General features: G+C 64.1%; 11 protein-coding genes. 5 read left to right on the top strand and 6 right to left on the bottom strand.

Features of this window, described 5'->3' with window-relative positions; all coding sequences use genetic code 11:
* Nucleotides 1-58 precede the first annotated feature (58 nt).
* Entirely contained in the window at nt 59-1,981 is a 1,923-nt protein-coding gene (locus tag IPP90_10850) for an amidase (GenBank protein ID MBL0171210.1), read from the bottom strand.
* Nucleotides 1,982-2,131: 150 nt separating this feature from the next.
* Between IPP90_10850 and IPP90_10845 the strand changes: the two genes are divergently transcribed.
* The gene (locus IPP90_10845) at nt 2,132-2,650 is read left to right on the top strand and encodes a hypothetical protein (GenBank protein ID MBL0171209.1); all 519 of its coding nucleotides are present in this window, start codon (nt 2,132-2,134) and stop codon (nt 2,648-2,650) included.
* On the opposite strand, the gene IPP90_10840 is transcribed toward IPP90_10845, so the two are convergent.
* Nucleotides 2,647-3,963, bottom strand: a complete 1,317-nt coding sequence (locus IPP90_10840) for a PrsW family intramembrane metalloprotease (GenBank protein ID MBL0171208.1) — start codon at nt 3,961-3,963, stop codon at nt 2,647-2,649. The two genes, IPP90_10845 and IPP90_10840, sit on opposite strands and share 4 nt — an antisense overlap.
* A 106-nt stretch (nt 3,964-4,069) precedes the next feature.
* Nucleotides 4,070-4,522 carry a DUF1569 domain-containing protein gene (locus IPP90_10835; protein ID MBL0171207.1) on the bottom strand — a complete coding sequence of 151 codons (453 nt, stop codon included), beginning with the start codon at nt 4,520-4,522 and terminating at the stop codon, nt 4,070-4,072.
* A 199-nt stretch (nt 4,523-4,721) separates the two neighbouring features.
* Here IPP90_10835 and IPP90_10830 point away from each other — a divergent pair, with 199 nt between their 5' ends.
* From IPP90_10830 to IPP90_10820, 3 genes are all read left to right on the top strand, one after another.
* On the top strand, nt 4,722-5,255 hold the full coding sequence (locus IPP90_10830) for a phosphonopyruvate decarboxylase (GenBank protein MBL0171206.1): 534 nt from the start codon (nt 4,722-4,724) through the stop codon (nt 5,253-5,255).
* Nucleotides 5,255-5,836: an aldehyde dehydrogenase gene (locus tag IPP90_10825; GenBank protein ID MBL0171205.1), complete on the top strand. Its 582-nt coding sequence runs from the start codon at nt 5,255-5,257 to the stop codon at nt 5,834-5,836. Before IPP90_10830 ends, IPP90_10825 begins: the two co-directional genes overlap by 1 nt.
* A gap of 85 nt (nt 5,837-5,921) precedes the next feature.
* Nucleotides 5,922-6,611 (top strand): hypothetical protein, encoded by a 690-nt coding sequence (locus IPP90_10820; GenBank protein ID MBL0171204.1) that lies wholly within the window; start codon nt 5,922-5,924, stop codon nt 6,609-6,611.
* Between the two features lie 31 nt (nt 6,612-6,642).
* On the opposite strand, the gene IPP90_10815 is transcribed toward IPP90_10820, so the two are convergent.
* The gene (locus tag IPP90_10815) at nt 6,643-7,311 is read right to left on the bottom strand and encodes a hypothetical protein (protein MBL0171203.1); all 669 of its coding nucleotides are present in this window, start codon (nt 7,309-7,311) and stop codon (nt 6,643-6,645) included.
* Nucleotides 7,312-7,461: 150 nt separating this feature from the next.
* Between IPP90_10815 and IPP90_10810 the strand changes: the two genes are divergently transcribed.
* Nucleotides 7,462-10,626: an efflux RND transporter permease subunit gene (locus IPP90_10810; protein MBL0171202.1), complete on the top strand. Its 3,165-nt coding sequence runs from the start codon at nt 7,462-7,464 to the stop codon at nt 10,624-10,626.
* Here IPP90_10810 and IPP90_10805 read toward each other — a convergent pair.
* Both IPP90_10805 and IPP90_10800 read right to left on the bottom strand, forming a co-directional pair.
* A complete protein-coding gene (locus tag IPP90_10805) occupies nt 10,607-13,372 on the bottom strand; it encodes a DPP IV N-terminal domain-containing protein (GenBank protein ID MBL0171201.1) in 2,766 nt (921 codons plus the stop codon). The two genes, IPP90_10810 and IPP90_10805, sit on opposite strands and share 20 nt — an antisense overlap.
* A gap of 237 nt (nt 13,373-13,609) precedes the next feature.
* A complete protein-coding gene (locus IPP90_10800) occupies nt 13,610-14,428 on the bottom strand; it encodes a hypothetical protein (protein MBL0171200.1) in 819 nt (272 codons plus the stop codon).
* Between the last annotated feature and the right edge of the window lie 109 nt (nt 14,429-14,537).

Raw genomic sequence — 14,537 nt, 5'->3', positions numbered from 1 at the left:
GGACTCTTGGTATGAATCGCTCACCATATGTCTCGTGCCCAGTCGTAGTTGCGGAGCGTTAGCCGAGTTTCGGCCGCTCAAGATGCCACGCGGTGTTGCTCTGGTACTTGTGGGCCACCGAGAGAATGATGTCATCGTTGTACAGATTGCCCGCGATCTGCGTGCAGATAGGCTGTGGATTGAGCGGGGCCGGCGGCGTTGCCGCCCGCGTGGAATCTCCACCGCGCCCACCTCCACCGCCGCGACCACCACCACCACCTGGCGCGCGAACGCCGAATCCCATCTGAACCACCACCACCGGATGCCCGGTCTGTGCATGCACGCCGGTGTCCGCGGCACCGACGTACAGATCGATGTCCTTGAGGTAGTCCTGCCACGCGGTAATAAGCATTTGACGCCGCCGCTGTGACTGAATGAAGTCCATTGCCGTTGGTGTGCGTCCAGGCACCCAGCGATTGAGTTGTGCGCTGTTCGCTGCGGGCACTGGCGTCGCACCGTTGGCCGCGGCGGGCGTTGGCGCACCACCACCACCACCACCACCGCCGCCGCCGCCGCCGCCGCCACCACCGCCGCCCGCCGGCCGTCCGTAGGTCGTGAGCACGGTGGCCATATCCATGCCAAGCTCCTTGGCCTTCGCCTGCACATACGAATCGAACGCGGCGGCCGACTCCACGTTGATGCCGCCCTGACTGCCGGCCACGGTTGGCGGATCCGGCAGCTCCGTAGGCTTGGCACCCAGTGACTTCAGCTTATCAACGAACGCGAGAAACACCGGATCCGGTGTCGCGGCATTCTGTCGACGCACCCCGATGCGCAGGGCACCGAGATCGATGTTGGCGTTGAAGTGGAACGGCATCGTGATGGATCCCGGGTCCTTCGCGTCCGCGCCGTGAATCACGTTGAACACCATCGCCGCATCTTCTGCCGTGCGCGTCAGCGGACCGACGCGATCCATCGACCACGCCAGCACCATGCCACCGGAGCGGCTTACGCGGCCGAATGTCGGACGCAGCGCACTGATGCCGCACGCCGTGGCCGGACTCACAATGGATCCGGAGGTTTCCGTGCCGATGCCGAAGGCCACACAGCCGGCCGCGGTGGCCGAGCCGGGGCCGGCAGATGAACCGCTGGAACTCTGGGTGAGATTCCACGGGTTCTTGGTGCCGCCGCGGAACCAGTTGCCGCCTTGGGCGAATTGTCCGGTGGACAACTTGGCAATCAACACCGCACCGGCGTCGCGCAACCGAATCACCACTTCCGAATCCTGGTCGATGACCCGATTCTCGAAGTCGGCCGCGCCCCAGGTAGTTGGCGTGCCTTTCACGGCAAACAGATCCTTCACGCCCCACGGTATGCCGTGCAACGGCCCGCGATACTTGCCGGCCTTGAGTTCAGCATCCATCCTCGCCGCGTCGGCCAGGCCGCGCTCCTCGAGAATGGTGACCGCGCATAACAGGGTCGGATTGAGCGCTTTCAGTCGATCGAGATAGATTCGCGTGAGTCGCACGGACGAGAGTTTGCCGGCCTTGATGGCGGCGGCCAACCGATGCGCGGGGAGGAACGCAATCTCTTCGTCAGTGGCCGGCAACGCCGCCGAACCCCACGGGGCAAGATGGAACGCGCCCGCCGCGGTGGCATTCCAGGCGAATGGTTGCCGCGCAAACGCTGCGATACCCCTTTCCCGATAGGTCTTCTCCAACAACGTGCCGATCCCGCCGGGATATGGCTGGAATGTCCAGGAGACCGGCTCCATGTTGTCGAGCGGAACCGGCGGCGCTGCGGCGGGTTGGGCGGGACGAGTCGCCGCGTCTTGCGCCAGGGCCTTGGCGCCAAAACCGAAGGTGGTGGCGGCGGCAGCGGCCAATGACAGAAAGACGAACTGGCGACGATCGACGTCGCTGGCGAATTCCATGCCATCGGCCATGTTCATGGTCTCGGACTCGGCCTGCTCCAGCAGGTCCAGCTCGTCGTGCAGCGACATGTTTTCCGTCTCCCGTAAGTGGCGCGCGCAAACCTCAACCGGAACAAAAAGAATGCCCCGTCGCGCCGACCGCCAGTGATGGCGCGTGGGAGCATTGTCTTGGCGCGCGCCCCGTAGCACGTTCGTACTCCCCAACCGGACCGGCATCACATGGAAAAACAGCGCCTGACCTCAGCACTCTACTTCCGAACGCTGTCGTTGATGCATGCCGCACTGGTGCTGGGGCCCCTGGTGTTCGCCGGCGTCAGCCTGTATTCGCGTTGGTCGGGCACCATGCCCACCACGGACGCCGTCGGGGCCGGCACGTATTTGTATGTCGTAATCGCGGTGGCGGTCACCGGCGTGGTGGGAAGCCAATTGGTCTTCACACGCCTGCTTGCCAGCGCAATGGTCAAGCCCACCCTTCCGGAAAAACTGCGCGGCTTCCAGGCCGCGAGCGTGGTGCGTTTCGCCCTGCTTGAATCACCGGCGCTGATGGGACTGGCGGTGTTCTATACGACCGGGGGCTACCTGTTTCTCGCTGTGTCCATCGTGCCGCTCCTTCTTCTGCTAGTGGTGGCGCCCCGCAAGCAGCAGGTCATCGACAGCCTTCAGCTTTCCGATCAGGAGGCCAGCGTGGTGAACGACCCCGACAGCATCATCGGTGAATTCGTGGTCGGCGACGACTAGGGCGTCGCGCGCAGCACGGCATTCGCGCCCGTGCGACGGATGGCTTCGCGTCCCTGCGCATCGCGCACTTGTCGCAGGCCGCTTTGAATCATGCCCAGCACCAGCAGCCACGCGGCGGCGCCGAGCGCCACGAATGTGCCCACCCGACCCACCAGCGGGAGTTCGATGTTGGAGTTCCAGAGCATGTGCATCACCATGCACATGCCCAGCACACGCAGGAAGCGCGGGTCGGTCAGCATTTCGCGCTGAAACGGTTGATCGTCGCGCACCCGCCAGAGCGCCGCACCGGCCAGTCCTGTCCACAGCACGTGGCCACCGAACACACTCAGTATGCCGCGCTGGAAAATGACATCACGCATGGCCATGATGCCGCCGTCACTCAACGCCGCGCGCAGCGCATAGCCGGCGGATTCAAACACGGCGAATCCGGTGCCCACGGTGGCGCCAAGCAGCAAGCCGTTCAGCGTCCAGCGGAAGCGCGGCTTGCGAATGACCAGCAGTAGCGTGAGGACCTTGCCCGTCTCCTCGACAATGCCGGCGCTGGCTGCCCCCAGCCAATTGGACAACCCGCTGGTGTAGTCGAATATGAACAGACTGATGATGATCGATACCAGACCGCCGGTGAGGAGCAGTTTGATAACCTGATACAACGAGATGTTGCGCGGGACATTCATTTCGAAAAAGAAGATCAGCAGCGACAACGGAATCGCCACGGACCCGATCATGATCAACCCCGGGATGAGATTGACGTTCTGGAACGTGTTCCAGGCGAAGGTGAATCCCCAGTAGAGTGCCAGCGACAGCGCCGCCACGCGGAGGAATACCCAGGGACGCGGCCATCCCGTGTCGATTTCGCCGAGTGACGGCGTGGTGAATGTGGTGCCCACGGTGAAGTAGGCTTCGATCTCTTCGTCATCATGCTTCTTGGCCACCTCGGTGAACATCTCGCGCGCGTTCCATTCCGCGGGCCGCTCGATGCCGGCGGCGTTGGAGAGATGGTCCCCCATGCGATGCACGAAGTCGAACACCGACGATGCGCCGACGGTGGCATGCACCTCCCAGAGCGAGCGTCCCAGGCGCACCTGTTGCCAGGCGCGCAACGCCGCCTGCGGCACCGCGTGCCCATCGACGTACGGCTGTTTCGCCGACAGTGCCTCGATGCGCACCCGGTCACCCTCCAGCAGCACGCTGGCAAACGGGCCCTGCACGTCCGGATCGTCGGTCAGCAGGTTGCAGTCTGGGGTACTGCCGATGCGAATGGCGATCGGCTCGATGCGCGCGCGTTTCCCGCGGTCCGGCCCGGCGATACACACCAGAAAGAACGACTCCGGCGCACGCGGGGCGGTGGGGGGGGTGGCTGAGGACATGGGAGAGGGCATGGGACGTGAACGGACCGGCGCCGGCCGCGCGGTGCCAGAGTCAGACGCCGAACTGTGTGAGATGGTGGTCGAGGTGCTTGTAGAACATCGTGCTCCACTCGGTCGTTGACAGCGGTCCGAACGAGTGCGAGGACCTTCCCTCAAAGGCCCTCTCGCCATCGCGCTGCACGCGCTCGAGAAACCCGATCAAACGCTGCTTTTCCTGCTCGAAATCCTTCGGCGATACCATCTTGAATTGCGGGGCCGTCGGCGTATTTCGGCGATACGGTCTGGGACCCACCACGGCGCGCTTGACCAAGGCCTTGAGCACGAGTGACTTGAGCGGCCCGGGTCTGGGGTGCTTGTCCTCATAGACCATTTCGTAGGAGACGTTGCAGTGCGCCAGCATCTGATCGACCGACATCTTGCCCCAGGCTGCCGGGGTTGTTGGCGACAGGCGGTTGATGCGCGAGACCAATTCGGCGACGACCAACGAGTCGAATACGTTCTTCATGCGGCGCTGTGTGAAGGCGTGAACGAAACCGGTCCCGGTTGAGGTCGCTTGCCGTCTGTTCGCGGGGCCGTTGGTGACGAAAGAAAGAACGCGCCGCACCAAGGCGCCAGCGCGGCACAGATCGGGACTCATGTCCGGGGCTTTGCCGCCCGAAGGAGGAGACGCGGCGCGCCAGCAAGCCGGACAGTAGACTACCCATATGCCAGACACCACGCCGTCCCGGCCCGTGTGGCCCGATGCGATCTTCGCGCACCTGCAACGCGTTCAGGTGCGGCAGGTGGGCTATGTGCCCGATGCCGGACACGCGCAGTTGATCGAACGATGCATTGACGATCCGGACATCGCCGATGTGGTCCTGACGACGGAAGAAGAAGGGGTTGCGCTGACGGTCGGCGCCGCGCTTGGCGGACAACGTGCGGCGTTGCTGATGCAAAGCAGCGGGGTGGGGAATTGCGTGAACATGTTTTCCATCGTGCACGGCTTTGGTGTGCCGTGTCTGCTGTTCGTCACGATGCGTGGTGAGGCAGGCGAGTTCAATTCCTGGCAGGTGCCCATGGGTGCGATCACTGAGGATGTGCTCAGGCAGTGCGGTTTCCGCACGTTCCGGGTAGAGACGCCGGAGACGGTGGACGCCATCGTGGGAACCGCCTGCGACATCGCGTTCAACGAGCAGGCGCCCGTGGCGGTCGTGCTGTCGCAGCAGTTGATCGGTCACAAGCGGTGGACCCGCTGATGTCGATGCCGAACGGAACGCTCAATCGGCGTGACTTCGTGCGGGCCCTGCTGGTGGATCGCAACGATCTGATCGTGGTGAGCGGCCTGGGCTCGACAACGTACGACGTGGCCGCGGCGGGCGATCACCCGCTCAACCTGTATCAGTGGGGTGGCATGGGCGGGACGGCCATGATTGGCCTCGGTGTCGCATTGGCGAGACCGGCGCAACGGGTCGTCGTGCTCACCGGCGACGGTGACGCGCTGATGGGGCTGGGAAGCCTCGCGACCATTGGCGTGAAGCAACCGCACAACCTGAGTGTGGTGGTGCTGGACAACGGTCGGTACGGTGAAACCGGCATGCAGGCCAGTCACACCAGCGCAGGGGTTGATCTCGCCAGCGTGGCGAAGGCCTGCGGATTCGCCGAATCACACACGATGTCCGACATGCACCGCGCGCCGATGATGCGCGCGCTGGTGCACCAGGGCCGAGGGCCGATTCTGATTCGTGCGTGTATCGCCCGCGAGGAGCTGCCACGGGTGTTGCCGACTCGTGACGGATTCGAGATGCGGGCGCGATTCACGGCAGCGCTCGTCGGGTGAGCGGTCGGTTCCCTTGCGAGCATTGGGGGCGCGCCGCATGTTCACCGGCCTGCGGGCGTTCCGCGGCCCTACTGAGGAGGACCTGATGCACGTCACCCGAGTTGTGCGTGTTGTCGTCGGCCGCTGCGCGTTCGTGCTGGGCGCGCTCGCGTGCATTCCGCCGCAGCCGATGTTGGCACAAGGCGACACCGAAGTGCTGAGTAACGCCACGGTGGTGCAGATGGTCGCCGGCAAGCTTTCCAAAGACCTCATTGTTGGCAAGATCAACTCGGCGCGTCCCGGGTTCGACCTGTCGTCCGACGGCCTCATTGGGCTTGTCGGGTTCAAGGTCGACCAGAACATCATCAAACTGATGTTGCAGGTGGGCGACAACGCGCGGCGCAGTGGATCGGCCCCTTCCACGCTCACCGGTCTCGACGAAGTGTTGACCAATGAGATTGTGGTGCGCATGCTGGGCGGCAAGGTGCCGAAGCAACTGGTGCTGGCGAAGATTCAAATGTCCCGCTCGACCTTCGATGTCAGCGCATCCGGGTTGGTGAGTCTGAACACCAGCAAGGTGCCGGAGGACGTGATCAAGGCCATGCTGCTCCCGCCGCCGCCGCCAGTGAGCCCCGCCCCGATTCCGGTTCGCGAACCGGTGCCCGCGCCAGTGGTCGCGCCAAAGCCGGAAGCAAAACCCACCACGGCGGCACCCAAAGCGAAGACGGCGGCGCCGACCAAAGCGCCCGCGACCAAGACTGCGCCGCCGCCAGCCAAGAAGCCCCCCGGCGCCTGAGTGTGCGTCGGGGCGGCGGGGTAGTGCGTGATCAGCCTGCGTACGTGTAGGCGAATCCGGCTTTCTGCGCGCGTTGGACGGCCACGACACCTGCCGGTGCCATGCGCGCTCCCGGAATGAGGTTGGCGGCCAGGTCCGCCTCAATCTGCTTGGCATTGCCGGACTTCCCGGCAAGCTGCTTGGCAAAGTACGCCGTCGCGGCACCGCAAATCGCGAATTGCACGCCGTGTGCACGAATCCCGGGCAGATTCGCGCCAGGTTCTCCCTCGACTTCGTCGTGCAGCAGGAAGTTTCGCGTGGCGGCCTTCTTCGTGACGGGGTCGGTGATGCTCAACATGGAGATGAACGCCGGATACTTCGCCCACATCGCGTCGTTGTAACCGAAGGGCGTCGCGATGTGCCGGAAACACACCACCACACTGTTGTCGGCGTCCTTCGTGCCCAGCTTATCCGCGCTGAACTTGATGAGATTTCGCGCAAACATCACGCCGTCGGCGGCGCTGGCGATGGACGCGCAGTCGTAGAGGGACTTGTTCACGCCGGTCATGCCGCCAAACCATTTGTCCATTTCGTCCGGAGCGGGAGCGGCATGCGCGATGGTCGGGAGAACAGCACCGCTGCCGATTGCGGCGGTGAACGCCGCCGCACCGGAAGCGAGGCGGGCAAGGAACGAGCGACGGGCAACGGTCGAATCGGTCATGGCGTACCTCCTGTGAGGTGGACCGGCCACGCGGGCGGATGCGAGGCGAACCGGACCAACAGATGCGAAAAGATGTATTGTTTCCAGTGCCCGTCAAGCGGATGTTGGCGACGCCTGCCTGTTGATCCGCTCCCCTCTTAACGCTGCGCCATGTTCATTTCTGATTTCGCGATACGCCGGCCGATCATCACCGTCGTGTCGATGCTGGCTTTGGCGGTCTTCGGCATCGCGTCGCTGCTCCGACTCGACACGGATGAGTTCCCCGAGCTGGCGCCACCCGTGGTGTTCGTGGGTGTTGGGTATCCGGGCGCCGCGCCCGACGTGGTCGAGCGTGAAGTTGTCACCCGACTTGAGGACAAGCTTTCGGGCATTGGCGGTATCGACAAGCTCAACTCGTCCTCGACCGATGGCTTCGGGCAGATTGTGGTCACGTTTGTCTTCTCGAAGGACCTCGACCAAGCGATGCAGGATGTGCGCGACGCGATTTCGGCGGTTCGTCCGCAGCTCCCGCAGGAGATGCTCGAGCCGGTGGTGTACCGTTTCGATCCCAATCAGCGCCCCATCGTGTCATTGGCACTCACCTCGGCGACGCTCAGTACGCCGGTGCTCACGCAGCTGGCTGATGGTCTGATTGGCGGGGAATTGCGATCCATATCGGGCGTGGCGCAGGTGAACATTGTGGGCGGCGACAGCGCGCAGCTCAATGTCAATGTGCGACCCGGAGCGCTGGCCGCCGTCGGTGTCGGCATCGATCAGGTGGTGAGCGCGGTGCGATCGCAGAACCTCGCGGCCCCCGTGGGGCGCGTGAATGGCGCGCTGGAGCGACGGGTCATCCGCCTGGACGGACGGCTCGAGCATCCGGAGGAGTTTGCACAGATTGTGGTTGCCAGACGCGGGGACGGTTTGGTGCGACTGGGTGAGCTGGCCGACGTCGACGCCGGTGCGGCGGAGCCGACGTCGTCCGCTGTGTACAACGGCACGCCGGCCATCGGCCTCGACATCATCAAATCGCGGGAGGCGAGCACCACGGCGGTGAGCGAGGCGATTCGCGCGCGCATGACCGAGTTGCAGGCCACCCTGCCCGCTGGTACGCGCCTGGAAATGGTGCGTGATGGCGGCGTGCGCATCGACAACTCCGTACGCAACGTCGAGGAGACGCTAGTGGAGGGCGCTGCCCTGACCGTGCTGGTGGTGTTCCTCTTCCTCAACTCGTGGCGGTCCACGGTGATTACGGGACTGGCCCTTCCGGTCTCCGTGCTCGCCGCGTTCGCTCCGCTGCTGGCGTTCGGTTTCACGCTCAATGTGATGTCCCTGATGGGACTCTCGCTGGCCATCGGTATTCTCATCGATGACGCCATCGTGGTGCGCGAAAACATCGTGCGACACATCGAGATGGGGAAAGATCATGTCCGCGCCTCTCACGAGGGCACGAACGAAATCGGCCTGGCGGTGACCGCCACGACGTTCGCCATTGTGGCGGTGTTCGTGCCGGTGGGATTCATGCCCGGCATTGCGGGCCAGCTGTTCAAGCCGTTTGCACTCACGATTGCCAGCGCGGTGCTGGTGTCACTGTTCGTGTCGTTCTCGCTCGACCCGATGTTGTCGGCATACTGGCCCGACCCGCAGCTTGAGGCACACCAGCGGCGCAACGCGCTGGCGCGTGTGCTCGATCGCTTCAATGTCTGGTTTGATCGACAGGCCGATCGCTACAAAATCGTGATTGGCTGGGCGCTCGATCATCGATGGTGGATGATTGCCATCGCCGTGGGCAGCCTGCTGCTCGCCATCGGACTGCAAATGCGATTCGGTGGATTCGGTTTCGCGCCGATCCAGGACAACAGCGAACTCAACGTCTCGGTTGAAGCGCCGCCCGGCTCGACCTTGGAGTATACGGTCGGCAAGGCCGAAGAGGTTGCGCGAATCATTCGCCGCCACGCGGAGGTGGCCTACTGCTACACCACGGCCGGCAGCGCCACCGGATCCGGGGCCGTCGATGTGGCGGCGATCTATGTGCGGCTGGTGCCCAAGCGTGAGCGGCATATCAGCCAGGAGGCGATGGCGGCGGTGATCCGCGAAGAGATTGGGCACGTGGCTGGTGCGGTGACGAATACCTTCACTGCGGCCAGTCTTGGCGGCAACCAGAAGGCGATGCAACTCCAGATTCAGGGGCCTGACGCCACAACCCTTGGTCGCCTCGCCCTGCAAATCGCCGACTCCGTGCGACAAGTGAAAGGTGCCGTCGACGTCGGGCTGTCGACGAAAGGCGAGACGCCGGAATTGCGTGTTCGAGTGAACCGCGGCCTCGCGTCCAGTATGGGTGTCAACGTGGCGCAGTTGGCGACGGCGTTGCGATTTGCCTTTGCCGGCGTCGAGACCGGCACCTGGGTGGATCCGGCCGGTATCTCGCGCGCGGTGCGCGTGCGACTGGCTCCCGGTGCGCGCGAGCGTGTGCGTGACGTCGCCAGTCTCCCTATCATGGTGGCCGGGGCTGCGGGGACAGGGGGCACTACGCCCTACGTTCCGCTGGAGCAAGTGGCCGTGATTACGGCGGAGAACGGCCCGGCGCAGATCGACCATTTTCAACGCCGCCGCGTGGTTACGGTGGGTGCCAATGTCGTCGGCGCGTCGATGGGCAACGTGGCGCAGGACGTCATGACACGCGTGGGGCAGGTGCCACTGCCGCCCGGCTATCGCATTACCGAGGGCGGGCAGGTGGAGAGCCAAAATCAGATGTTCGGATCGATCATCACGTCGCTGGGCGTGGCGGTCATGCTGATGTACCTGATTCTGGTGGTGCAGTTCGGGTCATTTCTCGAACCGCTGGTCATCCTGATTTCCCTGCCGCTTTCGCTCATTGGCGTGGTGGGTGCGCTGCTGGCCACCGGCGACACGCTGAACGTGATGAGTCTCATTGGCGTCATGATGCTAATGGGCATCGTGGCCAAGAATGCCATCCTGCTCATCGATTTTGCGAAGTGGGCGCACACCAGCGGACGGCTGAGCGTGCGCGACGCACTGGTGGAGGCAGGGCGCATCCGACTGCGGCCCATCCTCATGACGACACTGGCCCTGATTGCCGGCATGATCCCGGTGGCGCTCGGCTTTGGCGAGGGCGGCGACTTTCGCGCGCCGCTGGGGCGGGCGGTCATTGGTGGCGTCATTGCGTCGACGGTGCTCACCCTGGTCGTGGTGCCGACGGTGTACGAAATCATGGAGCACTGGCGCGGCACGGTGCTTCGGAAATTCGGGATCGGCGTTGCCGCGACGGGAGCCGCGGCAACGCCGATCGCACCGGCTATGGACGGTGCTTCTTGAAGTCGGCACTCATCCGGAAGCTGCGGTCACCGAGCAGGAATTCGGCGAAGTACTCGGCCTGCAACTGGTAGGCGTACGGCGCCATCGGTCCGTAGGCGTGCGGCTGACCGGGGTAGATCATATAGTCAAATCGCTTGCCGCTTTGAATCAGCGCGTTGACCAGGCGAATGGTATTGCTGGGGCTCACGTTGTTGTCTTCATCGCCCGTTTCCAGCAAGAGCTTGCCCTTGAGATTGTTGGCGATGTCGATGTTGGTGGGCACGTAAATCCAGAACACGCTGTCGGGGACTGCCGCCGGTGCGCCCGCAGGACGCGCCGCCGCCGTGCTGTCGGCACCCGTGGCACCACGGCCACCGGTGACACCGCCACCACCCCCTCGTCCGCCATTCTGCACCCCACCACGTCCATTCACCGTGCCGCGACCGCCCAACTGGGTGGTGGCCACCGCCGCCCCCGCGACAAAGTCGGCGCTGCGTCCCTTCGAACGTGCTTCCGCCGTCAGACGCGCGGTATCCGAGGCCGCTACCCACTTGAGCCCGTGATACTGCTCGGACCAGTTGTTGTTGTAGATGTTGTTGTCGTGGTTGCCGGATTCGCTCACGCCGACCTTGAAGAACTCGTTGTACGGCGGGAGCAACAGGGCCGCCGCCGTGAGAAACCCGCCGCCGGAGTGGCCGAAGATCCCCACGCGATCCAGGTCGATCCATTTGTGACGCGATGCCAGCTGCTCGATACCGGTCTTCTTGTCGGCCAGCGCGTAGTCGCGCATGTCGAAGTAGCTGAAGTCCTGGTACGCGCCCGACCGCGCCGGCGTGCCGCCGCGATTGCCAATCTGAATCACGATGAAGCCCAGCTGCGCCAGCTGTTGCGGTGCGGGCGACCCGCTGAACGCACCCGTCACCGACTCGGTTTGCGGACCGGGATACACATGCGCGATGATGGGATATTTCTTGGTGGAGTCGAAGTCGAACGGCTTCCACATGTTGCCGAAGATCGGCGTCACCCCATCGGCGGCCAGTGTCTGGAACGTCTCGGGGAATTTCCAGCCGGCTTCCTGAAGCTTCGAGAGATCGGCGGTTTCCAGATCGAGCGCCAGCTTGCCGGTGATCGCATCACGCAGCTGCACGCGCGGCACCGTGTCCACCCGCGATGACTGGTCGATGATCCAGCGCTGATTCTTGGACAGCACCGATGTGTGCGACGCGTTCCCCGGATCGAGCAAGCTGATACTCGCGTCGGCGAGACTCACTTTGTACAGATGCGTGTTGTACAGGTTCTCGCCCGGCTCGCGCCCCTGACCACGGATGTAGGCGAACCCCTTGATGCTGTCGATGGCGATGATGGCATCAGCGCGCCAGGGGCCGGACGTGAGCTGACGCTTCAGCTTGCCGTCGTAGCTGTACAGGTAGTAATGCCCCCAGCCGTCTCGTTCGGAAAACCAGAGGAAATCACCGCCGGTCTTCACATAGGTCGGGCCTTGCAGTTCCAACGACCCGGCATCGCCCTTGGTGTCGCTGAACAGCACCTTGCTTTGCCCGGTGGCGATGTCCAGCTCGACAAATTCCACGTTGCGTTGCAGCCGGTCGCGACGCACCACGCGAATGGTCGTTCCGGTCTTCCCCATCCAATAACCCGGGCCGGCAGGCGGTGCCGCGCCACCACCGCCACCGCGACCGCCGCCGATGGTAACCCCCACTTGCCCCGAGGCGACGATGCGTTGATCGCGCCATTTGTCGAGTGGCGCCCGCTTCGCCTCCTTGTCGCCGCGGATGTAGGTCCATATTTCCGGCTTCGGGATGCTGTCTTCACCAGGCATCGGATACGAGTACGACAGGAGCGTGGGCCGCGGCTCCGTCAGCGACCGCACCAGATACATCTCCTTGACCCCACGGTTGTCCGTGCGGGTGAGATGGAACGCCTTGGAATCCTGAGACCAGTTGACCGTCGGGCGGGACGGTCTGTTTGCCGCCGATGCGCCGGTCAGTTGGTTGTCTTCCTGCTGTTGCAGTTGCGTCGTGTCGAGCTGTCCGCCGCCGCCCCGCCCGCCGCCTGCATAGCTGTACTTCTCAATGCCGTCGCGCGTGATCTGCACCGTGTCGCCCTTGGCTTTCTCCCACAAATACAAGTTGTAGTTGCGGGCGAACACGAAGGCCGAGCTGTCGGGTGCCCAGTTGCGGAACTCCGGGGCGGCCCCGCGACCGGCTTGCGGTGGTGCTGCGCCGCGCCCGCCGCCGCCCCGCCCACCACCAATGCCGAGCACCTGATCCACTTCTTCATCCTTCGTCATCAACGAGTCCTGCGCGCCACGAAAGCGGCCAAGGCTCGTGAGGGTTTCCGTGACGATGTTCCAGTTGTAGCGCTCACTGTCAACGGCAAACCGCAAATGCTTGTGGTCTTTCGTGATGTTGATCAGCGAGAATTGATCATTCAGCGCGTTCGCGTCCACGGCTTTCTTGCGCAGCACCGATAACTGCGCGGCCAGTTTGGCGTGATCGAACAGTGGCTTCTTGGCACGCGTGAGCGCGTTCACCAGATACCACCGCTCTCCCGAATGATCCCGCCAACTGTAGAACACCGAATCCGTCTCGCCAATCCATCGCGGCGTAATGGTGGTGCTGAACGACATGGTCCGCACGTTGGCCGTGCTGAACTTCTCGTATTGGGCCCAGTTGGCACTGGGACCGTTGGGATTGGGCGGCAGCGCCTGCGCCTGCACCGTGGTGACGGCCATGGCGAGGGAGGCCATGCCGACTGCGGCACGGCCGACGAGTAACGTGAGCGATCTGCGACCAGCGTTGAACGACATTTCGCGAACTCCCGCGAGAGGATGAGAGGCGACGTTTCCGACAACCAAGAATGCAGGTCGTGTCGCGATAGCGTGAGGGTCGGCGGACGGGATACCTGCAACCCGACGCCCGGCCCTCACGGACATACGCGCCGCCTGCCGCGACTGTTCACAAGCCCTTCGGACGCGCGAGCTGGCCTACTTGCGTGATGCCACCTTGGTAGCCACGAGAACGGTGCTGGTGCTGGCCACGGCGCCAGTGATCTCGACCATCGTGCCGAGTTTGAGTTCCTCGCACGGCTTGCCGTCGAACACCGTGGTGGCGGACGTCGTCGCACCGCGGCCACCGACATTGAGGCGCAGGGTGGGGCAGGTGCCCGACATCTCCACAATGGCGCCGGTCAGCACAACGGTCGGTGAAGGCGCTGGGGTGCCTGCTGGCCGCACCATGGAGAGCTTGACGACCACCACACTGCCATCGCCCTGCACAGTCCCGGCAATCTCCACGCGAATGCCATCCGTGATATCCGTGCACGCGCCGTTCCCGTACACGGTCGCTGCCGTGGTCCTGATCACTCGGCGTTCCAACGTGAAACTCACCACTGGACAGGTGCCCGCGAGACCACTCACCGTACCGACGACGCTGACCAGTGTGGGCGCCGGTGGCGGCGCGCTCGTGGTGGGGATGCGTCGCACCGTGCGGGCCCATATGCTGCCGTCGGCCTGCACCACGCCGCCAATTTCGACACGCGCACTGTTGACGAGATCGGTGCACTTGCTGTCCCCGAAACTCGTCGATCCCGTCGTCTTGATCGTGCGTCGCTCCAGCGTGAACGTCACCGTCGGGCAACTGCCCACGACACCTGACACGGAGCCCGTCATCATAACGGCGGCTGCCGCGGGATCGATGGCGAGGGCAGTCGAAGTCGGCGACGGATCGGCGCTCGACCCACCGCACGCGGTGCTGACCATCACCGCGACCATCGTCACGAAAGCCCGCTTGCCCCGGTTCGACATGGCACGCTCACTGTGCAGGGTCCACCACCGCGGGATCACCGATCAATCGAGGGGAATCCCGGGGGCATGGTGTCACGTGCCCGAAGGTACGGCGTCCCCATGGCGGAGG

The sequence above is a fragment of the Gemmatimonadaceae bacterium genome, from assembly GCA_016720905.1.
Taxonomy (GTDB): Bacteria; Gemmatimonadota; Gemmatimonadetes; order Gemmatimonadales; family Gemmatimonadaceae; genus Gemmatimonas.
This window is presented reverse-complemented; position numbering and strand designations above follow the sequence as displayed.